The sequence below is a fragment of the Bradyrhizobium sp. SPXBL-02 genome (assembly GCF_051853065.1).
GTDB lineage: Bacteria > Pseudomonadota > Alphaproteobacteria > Rhizobiales > Xanthobacteraceae > Bradyrhizobium.
In genome coordinates this window covers 6,243,948-6,269,006 of record NZ_CP182474.1, presented here as the reverse complement: position 1 = coordinate 6,269,006, position 25,059 = coordinate 6,243,948, and the positions used below count along the sequence as shown (strand labels likewise).

Below are 25,059 nucleotides of genomic sequence, written 5' to 3'. Positions count from 1 at the left end.
GTTCCATGCAAGCCATGACTCTGCCTCTCTCTCAGCTGTTCGCGCCGATGCTGGGCATCTTTGCTGCGATGTATCTGTTGGCGCCGACCTTCCCAGTCGCGCGCTCTTGGGCGCGTCTTGCGGTCTTTGTCGTGGTGTGGCTTGTGGTGGCCCGCTATCTCGAATGGCGTATTTTCACCACCGTGCTGCCGGCAAGCGGGACCTGGTATCAGGTCGGCTGGATCTGGTTCTGTCTGTTCGTCGAGCTTCTGACTTTCACAGATCAGTTCATTCTTTATCTGACGTTCCTTCGCAGGACCGATCGCCGAAGCGAAGCAGATCAGCACGAGCGTCGGCTTCGCAGCCTGCCGGATGATGAGCTGCCCTCGGTCGACGTCTTTATTCCGACCTATGACGAGCCATTCGAGGTGCTGGAAAAGACGATCACCGGCGCGCTGTGCCTGGACTATCCGAACCTCCAGGTCTGGGTCTTGGATGATGGTCGCAGGCCTTGGCTCAGGGCGCTCTGCACGCAAAAGGGCGCCGGCTATCTCACACGCGCCGACAATTTGAATGCCAAGGCCGGCAATATCAATCATGCCCTGACCAAGACGAGTGGCGAGTTCTTCGCGATCTTTGATGCGGACTTCGTGCCGCAGCGCAATTTCCTGATGCGCACGATGGGCTTCTTCGCTGATCCAAAGGTCGGAATCGTTCAGATCCCGCACGCCTTCTACAATGAGGACCCGATGCAGGCGAATCTCGGCCTGCACAGGGGACTGCCGGATGAACAACGGTTCTTCTTCGATTCCATCATGCCCGCGCGCGACGGCTGGGATGGTGCCTTTTGTTGCGGTTCCAACTCCGTCACGCGTCGCGCAGCACTCCGCGCGGTAGGCGATGCCTTGCCGACCCAGTCCATTACGGAAGACATCCTGCTGACGCTCGTCCTGCTGCGCAAGGGATACGTCACCCGCTATCTCTGCGAACCGCTGGCGATTGGGCTGGCGCCGGAAAGCCTTGATGCCTTTTTCGTGCAGCGGCAACGCTGGGCGCGTGGCGCGATCCAGACGCTGTACCTCGCCGCCGGCCCGCTCGGCCCCGGACTGGGCTTGATGCATCGGCTCCTCTTCTTTCCGACGCATTGGCTCTCATTGGGCTTGCGGGCGCTCATGGTCGTGGTGGTTCCGATCGTGTTCATGTGGACCGGCTTGGCGCCTGTCGTCGATGTCACCCCCGAATCGGTGTTCTACTACTTGTTCCCCGCGATTCTGGCGCTCAACGGCGGCATCTCCTGGTTCGCGCCGCACGTGCATTTTCCGCTCGCCGCTCAGGTGTCGGCGACGATCCAGAGCTTCAAGATACTGCCGACGGTGCTGGGGACTCTCGTCAAGCCGGCGGGACATGCGTTCAAGGTGACGCCGAAGGGCGCTGCCGCGCGGCGCGCAACTTACGCTGCGGAGATATTCTGGCCGTCGGCGGTCCTGATGGCGTTGACGGTTGTCGGTGTGGTTCTGAACACGATTCCGGAATGGCGCATCATCGATCATCCGGCGGCTCTACCGATGGTCGCCTTCTGGTCGGTCGTGAACATCGTCGTGCTTTTCTTCGTCTGCATGACCTCGCTGCAGGCGCGGATGGGGCGTACCGAGGAGCGTTTCGACATCGACGAAACTATCTTGATCCAGACCGGGACCGGCGAGCAGCTTTCTGGACGCGTGAGCAACATCTCCCTCTCTGGCGCCGGCGTTCTGCTTGGCTCCGGCATTGACTGTCCTCGCGCCGGAGAACCGCTGCGCGTGCACATCATGCAGGTGGGATGGATCGATGCGGTGATTGCGCAACAAAGGGGCCGGCTCATCGGGGTGCAGTTCAAATTGCCGCAGTCGCTGGAACGAGACCTGCTGATCCGCAAGCTCTTTACCGTCGCCCGTCTGAAGCGGAACGGTGTCATCGCGTGCTCGGTGAATAGGGCGATGCTTAAGAACATCTGGTCGATGGCCGCGCCGTTGCCCCACATTGTTGCAGGCGGCGCGAAGCCCGCGTCGGTCTCGCCGACCGAGCGTCTGCCGGCAGAGAGCATGGTCATTCGGCCTCAACCCCGGACAGACGATTTTGCACATCTTGCCGGAGCTCGAAGCCTGCATCCGACGAGTTTCACTGAACCTGGCTTTGGCCGGGTGGCCGGCACAGTGCTCGAGGCGAGTTGATTGCTGTGTTGTCCTTCTCGTCGGACCAGTCCATGGGCTATCGATCGACGGTCAAGCCGCTCATCGATGCCGTCAGTCTCCTTCCGGTGCTCCGCCAAAAATCACAATCGGAACGAGCAACCATCCTTCAGCCCAAGGCGTTTACGGGGTTGAGGGTGCAGGGAGCATCTCTTGATCGATCACCGCAGCGATCTTCGGAAAGGGCGTCTGACGCTCTGGGCCTCCGCATTCGTGGCGGTCGCTTGCTTGGCGATTGTCGCGCTCAGCGGCTGGCGGGAGTGGTCCTCGCGACAGACGCTGCTGAAGGGCTCCGAAACAGACATGGCCAATCTGGCCCGGTCGGTGACGCAACACGCGGACGATACGTTCGAGCTCGCGGACACCGTTCTCAATGTGTTGGTCGGCCAACTCGAACTCGAGGGAACCAGCCCGGCGGCGATCGCCAAGATTCAGACCTTTCTTTCCCGGCGCAAAGCCGCGAACCGGATTCGCGCTGTGTTCGTCTATGACGAGACCGGCCGCTGGCTCGCAACCAGCGAGCCCGTGGATTTCGCCGGCCTCAACAACAGCGACCGCGAGTATTTCCAGCATCATCGCGCCGTGGCTGAGCGAGGAACCTTCATTGGGGGGCCAGTGAGGAGCAGGTCGGGGGGCAATGGATCATCACAGCGTCAAGGCGCTTCGATCATCCTGACGGCAGTTTTGCCGGAGTGGCTCTTACCACGATCGATGTCGACTATTTTTTACAGTTCTATCGCGGATTCGACGTCGGCCAGAACGGCTCAATTGCACTGGCGACCGCGAAAGGCGTTGTCCTCGCGCGTAGCCCGGACAACGGATATACGGGCCGCGATCTGTCGAATGCACCGCTTTTTAGGAATTTCCGCGAGCGGCCAACTGCGGACGTCTACTACTTCACGTCGCCTCTCGACGGCGTTCGGCGTCTGAGCTTTTATCAACTAAGCAGTCGCTACCCCGTTGTCGTGGTTGCGACGGAATCGGAAGACGACGTCTTGGCCCCCTGGCGCAGAGCGGCGCTGACGCGCGTGGCTGCGGTGCTGGGACTGATAGGAGGGCTCGCTGTTGCGGGGGGTTTGCTGGTGCGCCAGTTGCACATGCGGCAGAAGATGGCCGCTGCTCTGATCGCCAAGGAGGCGGATTTTCGTCTCCTCGCGGAGCAGTCGGGAGACATGGTCATGCGCATAGCGGTCGATGGACGGATTCTCTATACGTCGCCGTCCAGCGCGCGAGTTCTCGGCTGGGCTCCGAACGAATTGGTGGATACGTCGGCCCTCGCCGGCATAAATCCGGCGGATCTGGCGCGGGTTGAGGAGACGATCTCCGCGTTGATGAACGGTGAAGCCGAGGAGGCAAGAATCACTTATCGCACTCGGCATCGCGAGAAAGGCGAGGTCTGGATCGAAACCGCGCTGCGCGTCGCCAGGAGTGCGCAGAGTGGAGACATCAACGGCGTGGTGGCGATCTCGCGCGACATGACCGAACGTAAGGACCTGGAAGATAAGCTGGCGGCTCTCGCCAGTTCGGATGGCCTGACGGCCTTGGCAAACCGCAGACACTTCGACGAGCGGCTAGAGGCGGAATGGGACCGGGCCAGGCGCGAAGGAAGGCCTCTGTCACTTTTGCTGATGGACGTCGATCATTTCAAGAGTTTCAATGATCAGTACGGGCATCAGGCGGGCGATGCATGTCTCCGCTCGGTGGCCGAGGTCCTGGCGGAGCAGGCCAGGCGGCCGGCAGACTTGGCCGCTCGGTATGGTGGTGAGGAATTCGCCTTGCTGCTACCAAATACCGACACGGGAGGGTGCGAGCAGGTCGGCGAGCGAATCCGGCAAGCGATTCAGGACCTCGGCATCCTGCACGCGCTCAATCCGCCATCCAAGCAGGTCACCCTCAGTATTGGTGGCGCCACACATATGTCGTTCGGCGATAAGGCTGATTGCACGTCGTTGATAGCGGCTGCGGATAAGGCGCTCTACGCCGCCAAGGAGAGCGGGCGCAACCGCCTTGTGATGTCAGGGCAAGTCATCGCGTGGCCCAGCGCGATACGAGCTTGAAGAGCAGCTCTAGTGCGCGGCGGCGTGACCCTCACGAATTGACGTGCACGAAATCGCGCAGCAGCGGATAGATCTCGTTGTTCCAGCGCTTGCCGGAGAACACGCCGTAATGGCCGACGCCGGCCTGCATGTGGTGGACGCGGCGATAGGCGCGCACGCCGGTGCAGAGGTCCTGGGCGGCCAGCGTCTGCCCGATCGAGCAGATGTCGTCCTTCTCGCCTTCGACCGTCATCAGGCCCATGCGGCTGACGGCTTTGGTGTTCACGGGACGGCCGCGATGCATCAGCTTGCCTTGCGGCAGGAGATGCTCCTGGAACACGTCGCGCACGGTCTCGATGTAGAACTCGGCCGGCAGGTCCATCACGGCGAAATATTCGTCGTAGAACGTCTTGATCGTCGCGGCCTTCTCCTTCTCGCCCTTGGCGATGTGGTTGGCGAGATCCATGTGCTGCTTGATATGGCGCTCGAGATTCATCGAGACGAAGGCCGTGAGCTGCACGAAGCCGGGATAGACCTTGCGCAAGGCGCCGCGGCATTGCACCGGCACGTAGTTGATCAGATTGCGCTCGAACCATTCGATCGGCTTGCTCTTGGCGAACTCGTTGACCCTGGTCGGCTGGATCCTTGTGTCGATCGGGCCGGCCATCAGCGTCAGCGTCGCCGGGCGCGAGGGATGGTTGTCCTCGCACATGATCGCGGCGGCCGCGAGCGCGGAGACGGACGGCTGGCAGATCGCCACCATGTGCGGGCGCGGCCCGAGCTGTCCGAGGAAGTCGATCAGGTGCTCGGTATAGTCGTCGAGCCCGAAACGGCCCTCGCTGCGCGGGATGTCGCGCGGATTGTGCCAGTCGGTGATGTAGACGTCGTGGTCCTGCAGCAGCGTCTTCACCGTGCCGCGCAGCAGCGTCGCGAAGTGTCCGGACATCGGCGCCACCAGCAGCATGCGCGGCTGCTCGCCGACGCCTTCTTTCCTGAAATGCAGCAGCGAGCCGAACGGGGTCGCGTAGGCGATCTCCTCTCTGACCGCGACCTCGCGGTTGCCCACCATGACGCTGTCGATGCCGTAGGCGGGACGGTCATAGGTGAGGGTGGAGCGCGAGATCAGCTCCAGCGCGGCCGATACCCGGCCGACCACCTGGTCCGATAGGCCCTGAGGCACCAGATGGAGGAATTTGAGCGCGGACGAAGCCCCCGCGCGCCAAGGCGCGGTCAGGTCCATGTGGTTCTGAAAAGCCTGATAGTACATCGACATCATACTGAATCGCCCACCCCGTCCCGTGCTGCTATGCAATAAGGACGCCAGACGGCGATCGGGCCTCGCGTAAAACTGGCACGTCGCTTGCTGTTCATGCCGTGGAAGCAGAGGCCACGGGCAGGCCGGGCCGATGTCGGGACCAGGGAAAGGGTCATATGGCGAAGGCGACACTGACCATCAGCAGCAAGAATTACTCGTCCTGGTCGCTGCGTGGCTGGCTGCTGACGAAATTCTCCGGGCTCGATTTCGAGGAGATCGTCACCGCGCCGGACGATCCGTCGGCGCGGGCCGAGATCCTGCTGCTGTCGTCCTCGATCCTGGTGCCGTGCCTGCGGCACGAGGGCGCCGTGGTCTGGGACACGCTGGCCATTGCCGAATATCTCAACGAGGTGATGCCGGACGCCGGCCTGTTGCCGGCCGACCGCATCCAGCGCGCCCATTGCCGCTCGATCTCAGGCGAAATCCATTCCGGTTTCACCACGCTGCGCGCCTCGCTGCCGGTCAACCTGAAGGGACACTTTCCCGGCTTCAAGATCTGGTCGCGGGCGCAGGCCGACATCGACCGGGTCTGGTTCATCTGGCGCGACTGCCTGGAGAAATCGGGCGGCCCCTTCCTGTTCGGCGACAAGCGCACCATGGCGGACGCGATGTACGCCCCTGTCGTGACGCGCTTCGTGACCTATGACGTCAAGCTCGCGCCGCCGCTGAAGGCCTATGCCGACACCATCATGGCAATGCCCGAGATGCAGGAATGGATCGCGGCGGCCAAGGAGGAGCCGGCCGAGATCGAGGAGCTCGAGGTCGAATATTAGGCAGGTGTCGCACGGCCTTGCCTGTTTCGGCGGCGAGGCACCGTCCGCTGCGACCGCAGCGCTATGTCTTTGCAACAATTAACCTTTGGTGCCGGTGAGAGGCGTCTGCGATCCTGCCGGCTGCGCAGATATTGTGCGCGCCTGTCGGACCCGCCGCGAGATCTAGCCGTGAACAGATGCGTACAGGGCGCTTCGGCTGATTCGGACGTGATTCGTTCGGGCCGCGTTCCGAAGGTTAAAGCGGAGCGCGGCTCCGTCGCATTTTGAAACAGAGAACGCCTTCAGGCGGCCCCGCGCTGCTTCACGCGCGGCAGGCGCCAGCCGATCACGGTTGCTTCCACCGCAATCCCGGCCTCCTGGTTTTGCCAGCGTCCCTCGACATAGCGGCAGGCGAACGGCAGTTGATACGTCCCGCTGTGATCCTCGCACAGCACTTCGAGTGGCAGGCCCGGCGGTGGTTCTCCGGCGCCGTCGAATTCCGCCAAACGTCTATCGCGCGTTGCCATTCTAATATTCTCCCCTAAACAAAGCCGCGGACAGAACGCCCACTTCTTCCGCGCGCGGATCATCGTTCCCGTCCAGGGAACGGACACAAGCTCAACGCGAGAATGCGGTGCCAGTGTGGTAGCCTCACGCGGCTGCGCACAAACAGCGCACATTGATGTGATCGACTGACCGAGGAACTTTCATGCTGCTTCGAAACGCCGGCATTTGTTTCGCGATATTGCTGCTCGCAGCGCTGGCGCCTCTGCCGGTGCTCGCGCAGGACGTGCCCGGCATCGAGATTTGCACGGTCGAGAAGACCATGGAGCGCCGCACCAGCTGCCTGCAGAGCAATGTCGACTTCCTGCAGAAGACGATCACCAAGCTCACCATCGACCATCAGCAGAAGCTGGATGCCGCGGGTCGTCAGATCGATGCGTTGAAGACCGCCGTCGCCGGCCTGCAGAAGACGCTTCTCGATCTCCAGGCCGCGCAGGCGAAGACTGCCGAGGATCTGAAGAAGAAACAGGACGCGCCGCCGGCGAAGGACGCTGCGAAATAACCGCGCTGGTCACATCACGCGATAGCGCTCCATCACGCCACGATCGGGCTCGTACCCTAGCCCGGGACCCGAGGGCACCGCGACGTGGCCGGTCGCATCGACATCGGCGCGGCCGCCCCAGAGGCAGGCTTCGCGTTTCAGATAGAACATCTCGACCAGCCCGTCGTCGCGCGTCGCGAGCAGATGCAGCGTCGCCAGCAGGCCCGGGCCAAAGTAAGGCGAGTGCGGCACGATCTTGATGCCGGATCGATCGGCCAGCGCCGCGACCTTCAGGAATTCCGTGATGCCGCCGACCTTGGTCACCGAGGGCTGGGCGTGGCTGACCGCGCCTGCCTCCATCATCTGGCGGAATTGATATTCGGTGCAGGCATTCTCGCCGGCGGCAATTCCGAGCCCGCTCTTGCTGCGCACCTCGGCTAGCGTCGCAAAGTCTTCCGGCGGCCAGACCGGCTCTTCCAGAAACATCGGCTGTGCGTCGCGGCATGTCGTCGCGAAGGCGATCGCCTGCTCGCCGGTCAGCGGGCAGTTCATGTCGACCATCAGCGGAATGTTGGGGCCGATCGCCGCGCGCGCGGCGAGCACCGCAGGGGTCGTGGTCTCGTGCAGCTTGATCGCGCCATAGCCGAGCGCGAGCGCCTTCCTGCATTCGGCGGCGATGTTGTCGGGCGAGCCGATCCGGAGCAGGCTCGCGTAAGCCGGAATCGCCGTGCGCCTCATCTCGCCCAGCAGGCGATGCAGCGGCACGCCGGCGACCTTCGCGGCTAGGTCCCACAACGCGATATCGAGCCCGGAGATCGCGAACATGGTGATGCCGTAGCGGCCGAACAGATGCAGGTTGCGCTGGATCTGTTCCATCACTGCGGCAATGCCGGCCGCATCGGGCACCTTCAGCCCGCGGGCCTGCGGCGCGATCATCTCCTCGACCGCGCTGCGGGTCGTGCGCGGGCAGACATAGGCGAAGGCATCGCCCCAGCCGGTCAGTCCGGCATCGGTCGTGACTTCGACGAGGACCATGTCGAGGGCCGTGATGGCGGAAGCGCCCTGACGGAAGCTCGCGACACCGGAATCATAGGGGATGCGGATATGGTGCGCCCGCACATCGGTGATTTCCATGACGCGGGTTCCTCTTTCTGGTGAGCGGTTTCGACGAGTGTAGCCACGAACACGGGGGCGTTGCCAGTGGCCGTTGGCCGGCTATCCTCGTGCGAAGGACAGCAATGCCGATCAAGCAGGGCGATGGAGACCGGCGCATCATCGCCGCGCTTCGAACGAGGGCCTGAACCGCCATGAATCCAGCCCAGCGCGCGCTCTGGTATATCGAGAGCCATCTGGCCGAGCCGCTGACGCTCGACGAGATCGCTGCGATCTCGGGCGTGTCGCGGTTCCACATCGGGCGTGCGTTTGCCGCAGCAGTCGGTCTGCCGGTGATGCGCTACGTGCGCGCGCGGCGGCTGACGGAGGCGGCGCGCTGCCTGGCAGAGGGCGCACCCGACATCCTGTCACTGGCGCTGGAGGCGGATTACGGCTCGCACGAAGCTTTCACCCGCGCGTTCCGCGACCAGTTCGGCACCACGCCCGAAGCGGTGAGGGCGGCAGCGTGCGTCAACCAGCTCAGGCTACAGGAGCCGATCCTCATGGATTCCACCATGCTCGACCATCTTGTCCCACCGCGCTTCGAGACGGCAAAGGCCTTCCTCGTCGCCGGTCCCGCCGAGCGCATCGCCTGCGACAACGGCGCCATGATCCCCGGTTTATGGCAGCGCTTCAATCGGGAGGTCGGCGACATTCCCGCGCCCATCGGTCAAGTCGCCTATGGCGTCTGCTGCAACGGCGATGATGCCGGCAATTTCGATTACATCGCCGGCGTCGAGGTCGCCGATTTCTCCGACCTGCCGCGCCGCTTCGGTCGCATCCGCATTCCGGAGCAGCGCTATGCGGTGTTCACGCACAAAGACCACGTCGCCTCGATCCGGCGCACCGTCAACACGATCTGGAATCAATGGCTGCCAACGTCTGGCCTGACAGCCGCGGACGCGCCGAACTTCGAGCGCTATGACGAGAAATTCGATCCCGCCACCGGCAACGGCGGCTTCGAAATCTGGATACCGGTCAAAGAATAACACGCAACGCTGGCATACCGTCCCGCTTGCTTGGCAAGCCCCAATGACTTTGCCATAACCGCAGGCAAATCTTGCCTGCGGGGGCCCGTGCCGGACATCCCGTGCAAGCCATAACAAGCAGCCGGGAGGGTCTCCAATGTCCAACGTCCGCGTTCTCGCCACCGACCTCGAATTTCCCGAAGGGCCGGTCGTGATGCCGGACGGTTCGGTGGTGCTGGTGGAGATCCGCGGCCAGCGCCTGACGCGCATTTATCGCGACGGTCGCAAGGACATCGTGGCGAAAATTCCCGGCGGTCCGAATGGCGCCGCGCTCGGGCCCGACGGCAAGATCTACATCTGCAACAATGGCGGCTTCTCCTGGATTCCGGCCGGCAAGATGATCATGCCGGGCCCGCAGCCGGACGATTATCTCGGCGGCGCGATCCAGCGCGTCGACCTGCAGTCCGGCAAGGTCGAGACCGTCGTGAGCAAATGCGGCGCGCACGATCTGCGCGGGCCGAACGACCTCGTCTTCGACAAGCACGGCGGCCTCTGGTTCTCCGATCTTGGCAAGCGCCGCGCGCGCGACATGGACGTCGGCGGCATGTATTACCTCAAGCCCGGCATGAGCGAGATCGTCGAAATCGTGCACGGCATATTGCCGGCCAACGGCATCGGCCTGTCGCCGGACGAGAGCACGGTCTACATCGCGGAGACGCCGACCGGGCGGCTCTGGGCCTATGAGCTCTCGGCGCCGGGCACGCTCAAGCCGCGCGATCCGATCTATCGCGGCGAGCGCGGCCAGCCGATCTGCGGCCTCGGCGGCTACCAGATGTTCGACTCGCTCGCGGTGGAAGCGAACGGTAATGTCTGCGTCGCCACGCTCGTCTCCGGCTGCATCTCGGTGGTCGCGCCCGACGGCACCCTGGTGGAACAGGTCCCGACCGGCGACCGCGTCACCACCAACATCGCCTTCGGCGGCCCCGAGCTCAAAACCGCCTACATCACGCTGTCGGGCAGGGGCGAGCTGATCGCGATGGACTGGCCGCGCGGCGGATTGCCGTTGAATTTTTTGAATAAGTGAGCCAAGCCGTCATTGCGAGGAGCCCGCGACAAAATTGCGAAGCAATTTTGCGCTGGCGACGAAGCAATCCAGACTGCCTCCGCGCTAAGACTCTGGATTGCTTCGCTTCGCTCGCAATGACAACGGAGAGAGACTTCAATGCCCTGGCCCGACCCCATCACCCTGCGCGGACAGCACGCCCGTCTCGAGCCGCTGTCGCATGATCATCGCGAGGGGCTGGTCGAGGCCGTCAAGGACGGCGAGCTGTCGAAGCTGTGGTACACCGCGATCCCACTGCCGGAGAACATGGGCAAGGAGATCGACCGTCGCCTCGGCCTGCAGGCTGCCGGCTCGATGCTGCCCTTCACCGTGTTCGACGCCGGCGGCACCATCGTCGGCATGACCACCTACATGAACATCGATGCCACGAACCGCCGCGTCGAGATCGGCTCGACCTGGTATGGCAAGAGCGCGCAGCGCGGCCCGCTCAACACGCAGTGCAAGCTGCTGCTGCTGCGCCACGCCTTCGAGACGCTGAACTGCATCGCGGTCGAGTTCCGCACGCACTTCTTCAACCACCAGAGCCGCCGCGCCATCGAGCGCCTGGGCGCCAAGCAGGACGGCATCCTGCGCAGCCACCAGATCGCGCCGAACGGCACGTTGCGCGATACTGTCGTCTACAGCATCACGGCCGCCGAATGGCCGACGGTGCAGGCGCACCTGGAATTTCAACTCAACGACAAGCCGCGCTAGGGGCGGCCGAGGGACCATGGATAGATTTGATTATGTGATCGTCGGCGCGGGCTCCGCCGGTTGCGTGCTCACCAGCCGGCTCAGCGAAGATCCTGACGTCAGCGTCTGCGTGCTCGAGGCGGGCCCTTCCGACTGGCATCCCTACATCCATCTGCCGGCGGGCTTCATCAAGACCTTCCACATGAAGAGCATCAACTGGGCCTACCAGCAGGAGCCCGGTCCGTGGACCGGCGGGCGCAGCATCTACGCGCCGCGCGGCAAGACGCTCGGCGGTTCGTCCTCGATCAACGGCCACATCTACAATCGCGGCCAGCGCATGGATTTCGACACTTGGGCGCAGATGGGCAATCGCGGCTGGGGCTATGCCGACGTGCTGCCCTACTTCCGGCGCTTGGAGAAGCGGGTCGGCGAGGGCGAAGACACCTATCGCGGCCGCGACGGCAACCTCATCGTCACCACCATGAACTGGCGCGATCCGCTCTGCGAGGCCTTCATGGAAGGCGCGGTCTCGCTCGGCATTCCCCGCAACCCCGATTACAACGGCAAGACCCAGGAAGGCGTCTCCTACTGCCAGCGCACCATCAACAACGGCCTGCGCGTCTCCGGCGCCACCGCGTTCCTCAGGCCGGCAATGAAGCGGCCCAACGTGCATGTGCACACCCATGCGCACGCGACCGAGATCATCTTCGAAGGTAAGCGCGCCGTCGGCGTGCGCTACATGAAGGGCGGGCGCGGCGGGCAGCCGGTCGAAGTGCGCGCCAACAAGGAAGTGATCCTGTCCGGCGGCACCTATAATTCGCCGCAGCTGCTTCAGCTTTCCGGCATCGGCTCGCCGGATCTGTTGCAGCAGCACGGTATTGCCGTGCGGCACGCGCTGCCCGTCGGCGAGGGCCTGCAGGATCATTACGCCCCGCGCACGGTGGCGCGCGTCAAGGACATCAAGACCATCAACGAGCTCCGCCGCGGCTGGCGTCTTTGGGTCGAGGCGATGAAATGGGCGACCGCGCGCCGCGGCCTGCTGTCGCTGTCGCCGACCATGGTCTATTGCTTCTGGCATTCCGGCGAGAGCGCCGAGAGCTCCGACCTGCAGCTCACCTTCACGCCGGCAAGCTACAAGGAAGGCGTGCAGGGCCAGCTTGAGGACGAGCCCGGCATGACCGTGGCGTCCTGGCAGCAGCGGCCCGAGAGCCGCGGCTATGTCCGCATCCGCTCCAGCGATCCGTTCGCGCCGCCGATCATCCAGACCAATTATCTCGACGCCGAGCTCGATCGCCGCGTCATCGTCGGCGGCATGAAGCTGGCGCGCCGCCTCTTGAAGAGTGCGCCGCTCTCGCCCTATTACGCCTACGAGGATTTCCCCGGCCCCAACGTCAACACCGACGACGAATTTTTGCACGCCGCCACCGAGCGCGGCACCACCACCTTCCACCCCGGCTGCACCTGCCGCATGGGTCCGGCGGATTCCACCTGGGCCGTGGTCGACGACCAGCTCCGCGTCCACGGCCTCGAAGGCCTCCGCGTCATCGACGCCTCCGTCATGCCCCGCATGATCTCGGCCAACCTCAACGCCTCCACCATGATGATCGCCGACCGCGCCTCGGACCTGATCCGCGGCAAGCAGCCGATGGAAGCCGCAAGGATTCCGGAGACGGCGGTGGCGTGAGCAGCGCAATTGCGTAGGGTGGGCAAAGCGAAGCGTGCCCACGCTTCTGTTGCAATATTGTAGAGGTGGTGGGCACGGCGCAAGTCCGCCTTTGCCCACCCTACAAGCTTGCTGTGTCGCTGCCGCGTCAACCCCTGCACGCAAAAATATTCCACTTTACCGAAATTCGGAATTGCGGCATAGATCAAAACAGCCCGGCCTGACGAAGAGGGGCGGTTCGCGAGTTGTTCGAAACGCGGGCCGGGTTGCGATGGACGCGGCAGCGTCGACACGAAGGTGCGGGCAGGGCGGGTAGTCCCTGTGAGTCCGCGGCCACGTGCAGACGAACGGCGCCGAAGTCCGGCAAAGCCTCTTGGCGAAGCCGGATGAGCTGCGTACGGCAAAACCGTGTGGTCCTGGCCGTCGTTGCTACGGTCAAGCCTGTCGCGGAGATGTGCGCGAGCCCAACCGGGCAGACGGCATCGTCAATTCGCGGGGCGAGGGAGGCCAGAAAGAATTCGGCTCCCGGGAGAGCGCGGCATAAGCCGTCCGACCATCGCGCAGGGAAGGCCGAGTGATCGGCGACACCTGTATGCTGCTGTGCGGTTTCTCTGCGTGTGCCTTTCGCGCAGCGGACCGCGGGTGCCCGTCGGCACCCGGTCTTCCCTGCGCCCTCTTTCTTCGGAAGAGGCGATGCAATGAAGCAAAGCTCGGGCGAGATGAGCCGCGAGGCTGCGAAGGTGTGTCTGCGGCTACGCACGCGCTGTCATCGCCCGCGAAGGCGGGCGATCCAGTACTCCGAGAAGGTGCGCTAGAACCGAGAAGCCGCGGCGTACTGGATTCCCCGCCTTCGCGGGGAATGACAGTGGCATTTGGAGAATGACGCCGTTGCCCCTTGCCCGCACTCGTGCCCCGGACGCAGCGCAGATATCGTAGGGTCGGCAAAGCGAAGCGTGCCCACGATCTTCGTCCATCGCGGAGGACTGGTGGGCACGGCGCTTTGCGCCTTTGCCCACCCTACGGCATCGTGCGACGCGCTGCAGCGCGTCGGGGACACGAGGCCTACACTTCCCGCCGGCTCAAGAACGCCAGCCGCTCGAACAGATGCACGTCCTGCTCGTTCTTGAGCAGCGCGCCGTGCAGCGGCGGGATCAGTTTTCGCGGGTCGCGCTCGCGCAGCTGCTCGGCGCTCATGTCCTCGTTGAGCAGCAGCTTGAGCCAGTCGAGCAGCTCCGAGGTCGACGGCTTCTTCTTCAGGCCAGGCACCTCGCGCACCTCGAAGAAGATGCGCAACGCTTCCTCGACCAGGCGCTTCTTGATGCCGGGGAAGTGGACGTCGACGATGCGGCCCATCGTGTCGGCGTCGGGGAACTTGATGTAGTGGAAGAAGCAGCGGCGCAGGAACGCATCCGGCAGCTCCTTCTCGTTGTTGGACGTGATCATCATGATCGGGCGCTGCTTGGCCTTGATCGTCTCGCCGGTCTCGTAGACATGGAATTCCATGCGGTCGAGCTCGAGCAGCAGATCGTTGGGGAATTCGATGTCGGCCTTGTCGATCTCGTCGATCAGGAGCACCGGGCGCTGCTCGCTGGTGAAGGCGTCCCACAGCTTGCCGCGCTTGATGTAGTTGCGGATGTCGGACACGCGCTCATCGCCGAGCTGGCTGTCGCGCAGGCGCGACACCGCGTCGTATTCGTAGAGTCCCTGCTGCGCCTTGGTGGTGGACTTGATGTGCCAGGTGAGAAGCGGCGCGTTCAGCGCCTTCGCCACTTCCTCCGCCAGCACGGTCTTGCCGGTGCCGGGCTCGCCCTTCACCAGGAGCGGGCGCTCCAGCACGATCGAAGCGTTGACGGCGACCTTGAGGTCATCGGTCGCAACATAGTCCTTGGTGCCGGTAAATTTCATCGCGCGTCCTTGTTGGTCGTCGTCCCGGGAATTGCCAATTGCATCGCCCCGGTCGCGACATGGGAACGGCCGCGCAGGGCGGCCGTTCCTGGTTCGGTCAGGCTTTCAGACCCGTCTTATCAGCGAAAGGATAACGAGCACAATCACTGCGCCGATCGTGGCGTCGACGATGGCGCCGATCGTGCCCGTTGCCAGCTGGATGTGCAGCTGTGGCAGCACCCAGCTCGCCACCAGCGCGCCGATGATGCCGACGACGATGTTGCCGACGAGGCCAAATCCCGCCCCGTGGACAATCTTGCCGGCCAGCCAGCCGGCGATGGCGCCGATGATCAGCGCCGCGACAATTCCCATTGCAAACGTCCCCCAAACAACCCCTTGAGGCCGGCAATTCTAGAGCAAAAAGCCTGCCGGTCCACGTTGAATCACCGCGGTCGTGATCTTGCTTCACCTCTCCCCTGCGGGGAGAGGTCGATTTGCTCCCGGCGATGCGGAGCATCGTCCGGTGCAAATCGGGTGAGGGGGCGCCGGTCCCACGAGGAAGCGAAACCCCTCACCCGGCACTGCGTGCCGACCTCTCCCGATGGGAGAGGTGAAGTGCCGCCCCTTGACGTCAGCCACCCGACGGGCAATCTGTCACCCATGTTCCTGCAATTCTTCACCTCTCTGCGCGATGCGCAGGTCCCCGTGACGCTGCGCGAATACCTCACGCTGATGGAGGCGCTCGACGCCGACCTTGCCGACTACACGGTCGAGAACTTCTACTACCTGTCGCGCGCCTCGCTGGTGAAGGACGAGCGCAACCTCGACAAGTTCGACCGCGTCTTCGGCACTGTGTTCAAGGGGCTGGAAAGCCTGCTCGAGGCCATGGACAAGGCGGAGATTCCCGAGGAGTGGCTGAAGAAGCTCGCCGAGAAATACCTCACAGAGGAAGAGAAGAAGCAGATCGAGGCCATGGGCTGGGACAAGCTCATGGAGACCCTGAAGAAGCGCCTCGAGGAGCAGAAGGGCCGCCACCAGGGCGGCTCGAAGTGGATCGGCACCGCCGGCACCTCGCCGTTCGGCGCCCACGGCTACAATCCCGAAGGCGTGCGTATCGGCCAGGAGAAGAACCGCAACAACCGCGCCGTGAAGGTGTGGGACAAGCGCGAGTTCAAGGATTTGGACGGCAACGTCGAGCTCGGCATCCGCAACATCAAGGTCGCGCTGCGGCGCCTGCGCAAATTCGCGCGCACCGGCGCGCCGGACGAGCTCGATCTCGACACCACGATCCGCGAGACCGCCAACCACGGCTATCTCGACGTCCACATGCGCCCCGAGCGGCGCAATGCGGTGAAGCTGCTGGTGTTCTTTGACATCGGCGGCTCCATGGACGCGCATATCGAGCAGGTCGAGGAGTTGTTCTCGGCGGCGAAGAGCGAGTTCAAGCACATGGAGTATTTCTACTTCCACAACTGCCTCTATGAGGGCGTGTGGAAGCAGAACAAGCGCCGCTTCACCGATCGCACGCCGACCTGGGACGTGCTGCACAAATACCCGCACGACTACAAGGTCGTGTTCGTCGGCGACGCCTCGATGTCGCCTTACGAGATCATGGTGCCCGGCGGCTCGGTCGAGCACGTCAACGAGGAGCCCGGCTCGGTCTGGCTCGACCGCATCATCCGCACCTATCCGCACACGGTGTGGCTGAACCCGGTGCAGCAGAAGCACTGGGACTATTCGGAATCCACCACCATCATCAAACGCATCTTCGCCAATCGGATGTATCCGATCACGATCGAGGGGCTGGAAGCTGCTATGAAGGAATTGACGCACTAGCTGTTGTCATTCCGGGGCGCGACGAAGTCGCGAGCCCGGAATCCATCGGGCCGCAGCAGGCGTAGATCAATGGATTCCGGGCTCGCGCTACGCGCGCCCCGGAATGGCAACAAGAGGGAGAACCATATGCCCCAGACCATCACCCGCGGCATCAAGGCGCTGATCGACGAGGCCAATGCCGAGATCGAGACGCTCACCGCCAAGGACGCGATCGAGATCTCCAAGAACGGCGACGTCGTCATCGTCGACATCCGCGATCCCCGCGAGATCGAGCGCGACGGCCGCATCCCGGGCGCGTTCGCCTGCACCCGCGGCATGCTCGAATTCTGGATCGACCCGCAGAGCCCTTACGCCAAGCCGATCTTCCAGGAGGACAAGAAGTTCGTCTTCCACTGCGCCGGGGGCCTGCGCTCCGCGCTCGCGGCCAAGACCGCGCAGGACATGGGCCTCAAGCCCGTCGCCCACATCGCCGGTGGCTACGCCGCCTGGCGCGATGCCGGCGGGCCGACCGAGAAGTGGGAGCCGAAGAAGAAGGGGTGAGAAGTGCTGCGCCGTCGCGCCATTCTGCCATTCCCCGCGAAAGCGGGGAATCCAGTACGCCGCAGCCTCTCGGCTCAATCATAACCGCCTCTGGAATACTGGATCGCCCGGTCAGGCCGGGCGATGACAGCGGAGTTTGATGCGCATTGCTTCAACTTCGGAACGACAAGAAAGACATCGCATGACCACCGACCCCCTCGTCTCCACCGAATGGCTCGCCGCTCACATGGGCGATGCCAACGTCAAGATCGTCGACGCCAGCTTCAAGCTGCCGGGCGTGCTGCCGCTGCCGAAGGACGATTATCTCGCCGCGCATCTGCCGGGCGCGGTGTTCTTCGACGTCGATGCGGTGTCGGATCATTCCAACCCGCTGCCGCACATGTTTCCGAGCGTCGAGCAGTTCGGCCGCGACGTCGGCAATCTCGGCATCGGAAACAGCGACACCGTCGTGCTCTACGATGCCGGCGGCTGGGTCGCAGCGCCGCGTGCCTGGTGGATGTTCCTGTCCTACGGCCACGGCAATGTCCGCATCCTCAATGGCGGTTTGAAGAAGTGGCGCGCCGAAGGGCGCCCGACCGAGAGCGGCGAGGTCGAGCCGAAGCCGGCGACCTTCACGGCGAGCTATGATGCAAACCGCGTGCGCAGCATGCAGCAGCTGATCGCCAACCTCGAAAGCCGCAAGGAGCAGGTGATCGACGCGCGCGCTGCCGATCGCTTCGAAGGCCGCGCGCCCGAGCCGCGGCCGGGCATCCGCTCCGGCCACATCCCCGGCGCCCGCAACGTGCCCTACAACCTGTTATTCGATGCCGCGACCGGCGAGATGAAGCCGCTCGAGGATCTGCGCGCCGCGTTCACCAATGCCGGCGTCAAGCTGGATGCGCCGATCGTGACGAGCTGCGGCTCCGGCGTCTCCGCCGGCGTGCTGACCCTCGCGCTCTACCGCCTCGGCATCACCGACACCGCGCTCTATGACGGCTCGTGGTCGGAATGGGGCCAGGCCGGCGGCCCGGCCATCGCGACCGGCCCGGCGTGAGGTTGTCGGAGTGACGAGTCAGCGCGTGCGTGCGGTCGTTGTTGTCGCGAAAGCCGGCTGCTGCTGACCGAACGGATCGAGCTGCTGCTGCAGCTGCTGAGGTGGCGGGCGCCGCACCACGCGCTGGCGCTTCTTGGCCTTCGCCTTGCGCTTGGTCGCCTTGCTGTCCGGCTTGCTGCTCTCGGCCTTGGCCTTCGCCGGCGCGTCCGTCGCGGCCGGGGCAGCGTTCAGCGCAGCGAGCCTTGCCGAGGCGACATCGATCGCCGCGGCTGCGAGGGCAGGGTCAGCCGGCGCCGGCTCGCTGGCGGTTGCGGCAGGCTGGGCCTCGGGGATCGCGGCCGTGGTGTCGGCGGGGGTCAGCGTATCCGTGGAAGCCGGGGCGGCCGCCGCCACGGTCGGCTCGGGCCTGGCTGGCTCGATGGCCGGCGCTTCGGCCTGGGGCGTGGCGCCCTCAGGCTGAACGTCGGGCTCGGTCGTGAGTACCGCAACCTGGTCGGGCTCGCTCAGGGGCAGAGCGATGGTCGGCACCTGGTCGCGGAGCGATGGCGTGGTCTCGGCGGGCAACTCCGGCTCGGCCCGCAGCACCGCGAGCACCGGCTGGGCCGGCTCGGGCGCTTGCGCAAACACCTGCTCCTGCGGGCCGTTCCGCCAGCCGGGGTTGCTGGCATATTGCTGATGGGTCGCCCGCAGCAGCGCGGCGGCCCCTAGGCCGAACACCAGGATGGAGGTTGACAGCAGGATCGCGGCAAACAGGAAGCGAAAGCCGGGAAGCATCGAGCGGTTGCGAATTTCCGCCCCGGCGGCGGAGTGGCCGGGGCCCAAGAGCCATCTGAACGCGGTGACGGTACTGCTTGCCGCGTTCGCCACGCGGGATCGAAGCTCAAAAAAGTGGCGAATCAGGCTGATTCGACCATATCGCAACGCTTCCGGATCGTTCCGTTAAAATCGCGGCCCAACATCGCGGCAAATGATGGCGCGATACGATTTCAGCCCCGTGATGCAACGGGGCAACGGTAGTCTTGCGGATCACAAAACGGCAAGTCCGGCGCAAATAAGCCTGATATGTCTTGAATGTGCCGCTATCTTCCGTCATCTGGCCGTTAACGGTCCGATCGGGCTTGGGGACTATACAAGAGCGATGATGATCAAACATTTTCTGACGATATGCGCTGCCGCAACAGTCGCTGCGGCGGGAACCTCGCTCGCTCAGGCACAGAGCTATCCGGTCCAGCAGGTCCCGAGCTATGGCGCCCCGGCCGAATATCGGCCCGGTGACCGCGTACCGAATTTCGACGCGCTCGATGAAGACGACGACGCGATGCCGCATGCCTCGCTGCCGCCGCCCGGTCCGGCCGACGATCCGCGCCACGGCCGTCCGATGGGCGCGCCTCCGGTCTATTCGGCCGCCCCGCCGCAAGGCCCGGTGATGTCGCCGGATGATCCGCGCTACGGTCGCCCGGCTGGCGCCCCGCCGGTCTATTCGGCAGCGCCGCAGGGCCCCGTGATGTCGCCCGACGATCCCCGCTACGGCCGGCCCGCCGGTCCGCCGGCGGTGATCTACGCCGACCGTCCCCCTCAGCAGGCGCCTGCCAATGATGGTCTGCGTCCGCCCGAGGCTGTCGGCGGTCCCGCCGCGACCGGGACGGTCCAGGCCGGCCAGCCGCCCGTGGGCACGGATGGCCGCCCGGTCACCTTGGCCGCGCTGCCGCCCGAGGAGCAGCCCGATGCCGCGCCGGTGCAGCTGCCGCCGAACCTGCGCCGTCAGGAGGTCGCGTTCCAGACCAAGGAGCCGGCCGGCACGCTCGTGGTCGATACGCCCAACACCTACCTCTATTACGTGCTCGGAGGCGGCCGCGCGATCCGCTATGGCGTCCGTGTCGGCCGCGACGGCTTCACCTGGACGGGCGTGCAGAAGATCACCCGCAAGGCCGAGTGGCCGGATTGGCATCCGCCGACCGAGATGATCGAGCGTCAGCCCTATCTGCCGCGCTTCATGGCCGGCGGCCCGGGCAATCCGCTCGGCGCCCGCGCGATGTATCTCGGCTCGACCGTCTATCGCATCCACGGCACCAACCAGCCCTCGACGATCGGCAAGTTCGTCTCGTCGGGCTGCATCGGCATGCTGAACGAGGACGTCTCCGACCTGTTCGATCGCGTCAAGGTCGGCACCCGCGTTGTCGTGATGCCGGGCGGCCCGCCGCCGGGAACGGCGACGGCCTCCGCCGCGCCGACGCAGAGCGCGGCCGGGCCGGCTCCGATGTCCGCCCAGGCGGGCCCGGTCCCGGGGACGCAGCCCACCGTCGTGCCGCCGCTGCCCGCGCCGGTCACCGTGCGCTGAGCGCCTCAATTTCAATGAGATTGCGAAGGGCGTGCCGTCGGCACGCCCTTTTGATTTCAGGCCAGCCTGCGCGGCAGCTCGCCGCCCTTGGTGAAGGCGTCGATCGCCTCGACCATCTGGCCGTAATGGATGCGCAGGCCATCCGTGGTCGCGTAGCCCAGATGCGGCGTCAGCACGACATTGTCGAGCTTGCGGAAGGGATGCTCGACCGGCAGCGGCTCGACCGAGAACACGTCCAGGCCTGCACCCGCGATCTTGCGCTCCTGCAAGGCTTCCAGCAGCGCCTGCTCATCCACGATCGGCCCGCGCGCGGTGTTGACCAGGAAGGCCGTCGGCTTCATCCGCGCAAGATCCGCGCGGCTCACAAGCCCGCGCGAGCGCTCGCTCAAGACCACGTGGATGGTGACGATGTCGGCCTTGGTGAACAGCTCCTCCTTGGTGGCGTAGCCGACACCAACAGCCGCGCACTTCTCCGGCGTGAGGTTCGGGCTCCAGGCGATCACGTTCATGCCGAACGCTTTCGCAATGCCTGCCATCTTGCTGCCGAGCTTGCCGAGCCCGACGATGCCGAGCGTCATGCCGTCGATCTCGACGCCGGCAAATGTCTGCCAGGATTCGCCCGCATGCATCCGCGCGTTCTCACGGCCGATGCCGCGGGTCAATTCCAGGATCAGGCCCATGGCGAGCGGCGCGGTCGGATCACGGGAATATTGCGTGCCCCCGATGGCGATGCCGCGCGCTTTCGCGGCCTCGATGTCGATCGCAGCGTTGCGCATGCCCGACGTCAACAGCAGCTTCAGCTTCGGCAGGCGATCGAACAGGCTCTTGGGAAACGCCGTGCGCTCGCGCATCGCGCAGATGATCTCGAAGTCGGTGAGCGCACTGGCTGCGGCCTGCTCGGAGGCGAAGGGATGGCTGAACACGGTGACGTCGACGCGGTCTGACAGTTTCGGCCAGTCGGCGACGTCGAGGGCGAGGTTGAAATAGTCGTCGAGGATTGCGCAGCGCAGCCGGCTCATCAGCGATCATCCATGGCGAGAGGTGATGGCGCCGGGCGGGCGCCGTCGTCGGAACCTGGCCATGGTTGCGCGCAATCGCGCCAGCGCGCAAGCAGCCTGCGGCTCAAAAGTCCGATAGGAGGTCGTCTCTCAGACGTCGCGGGGCTTCAAGCGGAACGGCGCATCCATGCCGTGCTTGGCGCGCCAGGCGGGGCCGGGGCCGCGCATGTAATGCAGTTCGGGCCGGTAGGGATTGAAGGCGGTGGCGAAGAAGCGCTTCCAGAAGGCCTTGATCTCCGAGGCGAACCCGAAAGTGCGCCCGGCTCCTGCCGGAACGGGAAGAGAATTGGTCTCGATCAGAGCCATGATGCGGCCTCGCTGTGCTCCCCATTCGTTCTGAGCGGGTGGCGCTGTTTCCGCGCGAAACCGAGCTTTGGCCTGCTTTATTAAAAAATGGTTTCAATTGTCCGGATCTGCGTCCGGATGGTGTCCGTCCCGTATTCATCCGTGGTGAACGGAGGGAAAACGTTGCCCTTTGAGGGCGGGATCGTTACATCGCTGGCGAAGCAAATTTCCTCAAATCGAAGGTTTCACGGGACCGATGGCGCGCCAGTTCATCTATTTCATGCAGGGCCTGACCAAGAGCTACCCGACCCGGAAGGTGCTCGATAACATCCATCTGAGCTTCTACCCGGATGCCAAGATCGGCGTGCTCGGCGTCAACGGCTCGGGTAAGTCGACGCTGCTCAAGATCATGGCCGGTCTCGACAAGGAATACACCGGCGAGGCCTGGGTCGCCGAGGGCGCCCGCGTTGGCTATCTGGAGCAGGAGCCGCAGCTCGATCCCAAGCTGACCGTGCGCGAGAACGTCATGCAGGGCGTCGCCAAGCAGAAGGCGATCCTCGACCGCTACAACGAGCTCGCGGTCAACTATTCGGACGAGACCGCCGATGAGATGACCAAGCTGCAGGACGAGATCGAGGCTCAGGGCCTGTGGGATCTCGACAGCAAGGTCGACCAGGCCATGGACGCGCTGCGCTGTCCGCCCGACGACGCCGACGTGACCAAGCTCTCAGGCGGTGAGCGTCGCCGCGTCGCGCTGTGCCGCCTGCTGCTCGACCAGCCCGAGCTCTTGCTGCTGGACGAGCCGACCAACCATCTCGATGCGGAATCCGTGTCGTGGCTGGAAGGGCACCTGCGCAACTATCCCGGCGCGATCCTGATCGTCACCCACGACCGCTACTTCCTCGACAACGTCACCGGCTGGATCCTCGAGCTCGATCGCGGCCGCGGCATCCCGTACGAAGGCAATTACTCGTCCTGGCTGGTGCAGAAGCAGAAGCGTCTGGAGCAGGAGGGACGCGAGGATGCCGCGCACCAGAAGACGCTCGCGCGCGAGCAGGAATGGGTGGCGTCTTCGCCCAAGGCACGCCAGGCCAAGTCCAAGGCGCGCTACCAGCGTTATGAGGAACTGCTCAAGCAGGCCAGCGAGAAGCAGACCCAGACCGCGCAGATCATCATCCCGGTGGCCGAGCGGCTCGGCGCCAACGTGGTCGATTTCGAGGGTCTCAGCAAAGGCTTTGGCGATCGCCTCCTGATCGACGATCTCACCTTCAAGCTGCCGCCCGGCGGCATCGTCGGCGTGATCGGCCCCAACGGCGCCGGCAAGACCACGCTGTTCAAGATGATCACCAAGCAGGAACAGCCGGACAAGGGCTCGATCACGGTCGGCGAGACCGTGCATCTCGGCTACGTCGACCAGTCGCGCGACGCGCTCGACGGCAAGAAGACCGTGTGGGAGGAAATCTCCGGCGGCAACGAATTGATCCTGCTCGGCAAGAAGGAAGTCAATTCGCGCGGCTATTGCTCGTCGTTCAACTTCAAGGGCGCTGACCAGCAGAAGAAGGTCGGCGCGCTCTCGGGCGGTGAACGCAACCGCGTGCATCTGGCAAAAATGCTGAAGTCCGGCGCCAACGTCCTGCTGCTCGACGAGCCGACCAACGACCTCGACGTCGACACGCTGCGCGCGCTCGAAGAGGCGCTGGAGGACTTTGCCGGTTGCGCCGTCATCATCAGCCACGATCGCTGGTTCCTCGACCGCATCGCGACGCACATCCTCGCCTTCGAGGGCGAGAGCCATGTCGAATGGTTCGAAGGTAATTTCCAGGATTACGAGAAGGACAAGATGCGCCGGCTCGGCCAGGACAGCATCATCCCGCACCGCGTGAAGTACAAGAAGCTGACGCGGTGATGGCGGCATGATGCGGCGGGCGCTCATCGCTGCGGTGATCGTCATCACCTGCGGCTGGTCGTCCGCCCGCGCCGCTGACGCCGCCTTCACGCAGTTCATCGCCTCGCTGTGGCCGGAAGCCCAGCAGGCCGGCGTCTCGCGCGCAACGTTCGACGCGCAGACGCGCGGGCTGGAGCCCGATTACAAGCTGCCCGATCTGCTCTTGCCGGGACGGCCGGCGACCGGCGCGCCGTCGCAGGCCGAGTTCGTGCAGGTGCCGGCGGACTACGTCAAGGAAGCTTCGATTGCGCGGCTGGCCGGCGAGGGCCAACGGCTGCTGCAGAAATATCGCGCGGCGCTGACCGAGATCGAGAAGAGCTCCGGCGTGCCGGCAACAATGATGCTTGCGATCTGGGGCCGCGAGACCGATTACGGCCGCTACACGCTGCCCTATGATCTGGTTCGCGTGCTGGCGACGCAGGCCTATGTCGGCCGGCGCAAGGATCAGTATCGCAACGAGTTCATCCTCGCGCTGAAGATCCTCGGCGAAGGCGTGGTGACGCGCAAGGACATGCGCTCGTCCTGGGCGGGTGCCACCGGGCTCACGCAATTCCTGCCGTCCGAATATTACAAGCATGGCGTCGATTTCGACGGCGATGGCCGCATCGACATCTGGCACTCCGTGCCGGATGCGCTGGCCTCGGCCGCGCAGCAGCTCGTCAACAAGGGCTGGCAGAGCGGCCTGCGTTGGGCCTACGAGGTGCAGGCCCCGGCCAAGGTCGATTGCACGACGGGCGTGCCGGAGGTAACCAAGCCGATCGCCCAATGGCTGCGCGAGGGTTTTGTCCCGGTGCGCGGCCAAAAGCTCAGCGCGGCCGAGCAGGCGCAGCCGGCCTCGCTGCTCCAGCCCGAAGGCATCTACGGGCCGTCGTTCCTGACCACGAAGAACTACTTCGTCATCAAGGAATACAATTTCTCCGATCTCTACGTGCTGTTCGTCGGCCATCTCAGCGACCGCATGACGAGCCCGCTGCCCTTCGCAACGCCCTGGTCGGCTTCGAAGCAGTTGCGCACCAAGGACGTCGAGACCATGCAGCGCGGGCTGACGCGCATCGGGCTCTACAAGGACAAGATCGACGGCAAGGCCGGCATGCAGACGCGCGCCGCGCTCGGCGCCTATCAGAAGTCGGCGGGACTCAAAGTCGATTGCTGGCCGAGTGAAGAGGTGCTGCGTTCGATCCAGGCGGCGCGGTAGAGCATGATCCGG

21 protein-coding genes and 1 pseudogene are annotated in these 25,059 nt (G+C 64.6%); 14 read left to right on the top strand and 8 right to left on the bottom strand.

Translation table 11 applies throughout. The annotated features are described in order from the left end of the window. The first annotated feature begins 5 nt into the window (after positions 1-5). On the top strand, positions 6-2,189 hold the full coding sequence (locus tag ACNJYD_RS29335) for a glycosyltransferase (protein ID WP_439364077.1): 2,184 nt from the start codon (positions 6-8) through the stop codon (positions 2,187-2,189). Positions 2,190-2,360: 171 nt separating this feature from the next. Continuing rightward, positions 2,361-4,264: pseudogene (locus tag ACNJYD_RS29330) on the top strand (diguanylate cyclase domain-containing protein). Between the two features lie 31 nt (positions 4,265-4,295). Here the strand turns inward: ACNJYD_RS29330 and ACNJYD_RS29325 are convergent. Then, entirely contained in the window at positions 4,296-5,519 is a 1,224-nt protein-coding gene (locus tag ACNJYD_RS29325) for a polyhydroxyalkanoate depolymerase (protein ID WP_172786833.1), read from the bottom strand. Positions 5,520-5,674: 155 nt separating this feature from the next. Here ACNJYD_RS29325 and ACNJYD_RS29320 point away from each other — a divergent pair, with 155 nt between their 5' ends. Continuing rightward, the gene (locus ACNJYD_RS29320) at positions 5,675-6,331 is read left to right on the top strand and encodes a glutathione S-transferase family protein (RefSeq protein WP_212254542.1); all 657 of its coding nucleotides are present in this window, start codon (positions 5,675-5,677) and stop codon (positions 6,329-6,331) included. 281 nt (positions 6,332-6,612) lie between these two features. Here the strand turns inward: ACNJYD_RS29320 and ACNJYD_RS29315 are convergent, their stop codons facing one another. Continuing rightward, positions 6,613-6,837 (bottom strand): hypothetical protein, encoded by a 225-nt coding sequence (locus ACNJYD_RS29315; protein ID WP_172786831.1) that lies wholly within the window; start codon positions 6,835-6,837, stop codon positions 6,613-6,615. Between the two features lie 182 nt (positions 6,838-7,019). Here ACNJYD_RS29315 and ACNJYD_RS29310 point away from each other — a divergent pair, with 182 nt between their 5' ends. After that, the gene (locus ACNJYD_RS29310) at positions 7,020-7,376 is read left to right on the top strand and encodes a hypothetical protein (protein WP_439364076.1); all 357 of its coding nucleotides are present in this window, start codon (positions 7,020-7,022) and stop codon (positions 7,374-7,376) included. A 9-nt stretch (positions 7,377-7,385) separates the two neighbouring features. Here ACNJYD_RS29310 and ACNJYD_RS29305 read toward each other — a convergent pair whose 3' ends face one another. Further along, the gene (locus ACNJYD_RS29305) at positions 7,386-8,489 is read right to left on the bottom strand and encodes a mandelate racemase/muconate lactonizing enzyme family protein (RefSeq protein WP_439364075.1); all 1,104 of its coding nucleotides are present in this window, start codon (positions 8,487-8,489) and stop codon (positions 7,386-7,388) included. Positions 8,490-8,662: 173 nt separating this feature from the next. On the opposite strand from ACNJYD_RS29305, the gene ACNJYD_RS29300 reads away from it, so the two are divergent. The 4 genes from ACNJYD_RS29300 to ACNJYD_RS29285 all read left to right on the top strand — a co-directional run bounded on the left by ACNJYD_RS29300 (position 8,663) and on the right by ACNJYD_RS29285 (position 12,954). Further along, on the top strand, positions 8,663-9,496 hold the full coding sequence (locus ACNJYD_RS29300; RefSeq protein ID WP_439364074.1) for an AraC family transcriptional regulator: 834 nt from the start codon (positions 8,663-8,665) through the stop codon (positions 9,494-9,496). A 136-nt stretch (positions 9,497-9,632) separates the two neighbouring features. After that, positions 9,633-10,559, top strand: coding sequence for an SMP-30/gluconolactonase/LRE family protein (locus ACNJYD_RS29295; protein ID WP_439364073.1), 927 nt, complete (start codon positions 9,633-9,635; stop codon positions 10,557-10,559). A 138-nt stretch (positions 10,560-10,697) separates the two neighbouring features. Then, entirely contained in the window at positions 10,698-11,291 is a 594-nt protein-coding gene (locus ACNJYD_RS29290; RefSeq protein WP_172786826.1) for a GNAT family N-acetyltransferase, read from the top strand. A gap of 16 nt (positions 11,292-11,307) precedes the next feature. Then, on the top strand, positions 11,308-12,954 hold the full coding sequence (locus ACNJYD_RS29285; protein WP_439364072.1) for a GMC family oxidoreductase: 1,647 nt from the start codon (positions 11,308-11,310) through the stop codon (positions 12,952-12,954). 1,041 nt (positions 12,955-13,995) lie between these two features. Here the strand turns inward: ACNJYD_RS29285 and ACNJYD_RS29280 are convergent. Next, positions 13,996-14,838, bottom strand: a complete 843-nt coding sequence (locus ACNJYD_RS29280; protein ID WP_172786789.1) for an AAA family ATPase — start codon at positions 14,836-14,838, stop codon at positions 13,996-13,998. Between the two features lie 105 nt (positions 14,839-14,943). Beyond that, positions 14,944-15,189 carry a GlsB/YeaQ/YmgE family stress response membrane protein gene (locus ACNJYD_RS29275; protein WP_172786788.1) on the bottom strand — a complete coding sequence of 82 codons (246 nt, stop codon included), beginning with the start codon at positions 15,187-15,189 and terminating at the stop codon, positions 14,944-14,946. Between the two features lie 288 nt (positions 15,190-15,477). Between ACNJYD_RS29275 and ACNJYD_RS29270 the strand changes: the two genes are divergently transcribed. The 3 genes from ACNJYD_RS29270 to sseA all read left to right on the top strand — a co-directional run bounded on the left by ACNJYD_RS29270 (position 15,478) and on the right by sseA (position 18,226). Then, positions 15,478-16,653 (top strand): vWA domain-containing protein, encoded by a 1,176-nt coding sequence (locus ACNJYD_RS29270; protein WP_036042143.1) that lies wholly within the window; start codon positions 15,478-15,480, stop codon positions 16,651-16,653. 126 nt (positions 16,654-16,779) lie between these two features. After that, the gene (locus tag ACNJYD_RS29265) at positions 16,780-17,193 is read left to right on the top strand and encodes a rhodanese-like domain-containing protein (RefSeq protein WP_028179894.1); all 414 of its coding nucleotides are present in this window, start codon (positions 16,780-16,782) and stop codon (positions 17,191-17,193) included. A gap of 181 nt (positions 17,194-17,374) precedes the next feature. Next, a complete protein-coding gene (gene sseA / locus ACNJYD_RS29260; RefSeq protein ID WP_439364071.1) occupies positions 17,375-18,226 on the top strand; it encodes a 3-mercaptopyruvate sulfurtransferase in 852 nt (283 codons plus the stop codon). A gap of 18 nt (positions 18,227-18,244) precedes the next feature. On the opposite strand, the gene ACNJYD_RS29255 is transcribed toward sseA, so the two are convergent. Then, positions 18,245-19,000: a hypothetical protein gene (locus ACNJYD_RS29255; protein ID WP_439364070.1), complete on the bottom strand. Its 756-nt coding sequence runs from the start codon at positions 18,998-19,000 to the stop codon at positions 18,245-18,247. Positions 19,001-19,367: 367 nt separating this feature from the next. Here ACNJYD_RS29255 and ACNJYD_RS29250 point away from each other — a divergent pair, with 367 nt between their 5' ends. After that, a complete protein-coding gene (locus ACNJYD_RS29250; protein WP_439364069.1) occupies positions 19,368-20,564 on the top strand; it encodes a L,D-transpeptidase family protein in 1,197 nt (398 codons plus the stop codon). 56 nt (positions 20,565-20,620) lie between these two features. On the opposite strand, the gene ACNJYD_RS29245 is transcribed toward ACNJYD_RS29250, so the two are convergent. Continuing rightward, entirely contained in the window at positions 20,621-21,583 is a 963-nt protein-coding gene (locus ACNJYD_RS29245; protein WP_439364068.1) for a D-2-hydroxyacid dehydrogenase family protein, read from the bottom strand. A gap of 129 nt (positions 21,584-21,712) precedes the next feature. Continuing rightward, the gene (locus ACNJYD_RS29240; protein ID WP_172786783.1) at positions 21,713-21,928 is read right to left on the bottom strand and encodes a hypothetical protein; all 216 of its coding nucleotides are present in this window, start codon (positions 21,926-21,928) and stop codon (positions 21,713-21,715) included. Positions 21,929-22,163: 235 nt separating this feature from the next. On the opposite strand from ACNJYD_RS29240, the gene ettA reads away from it, so the two are divergent. After that, a complete protein-coding gene (gene ettA, locus ACNJYD_RS29235) occupies positions 22,164-23,813 on the top strand; it encodes an energy-dependent translational throttle protein EttA (RefSeq protein WP_439364067.1) in 1,650 nt (549 codons plus the stop codon). Between the two features lie 7 nt (positions 23,814-23,820). Beyond that, complete coding sequence (locus tag ACNJYD_RS29230; protein ID WP_439364066.1) at positions 23,821-25,047, top strand: lytic murein transglycosylase; 1,227 nt, start codon at positions 23,821-23,823, stop codon at positions 25,045-25,047. The last annotated feature ends 12 nt before the right edge of the window (positions 25,048-25,059 follow it).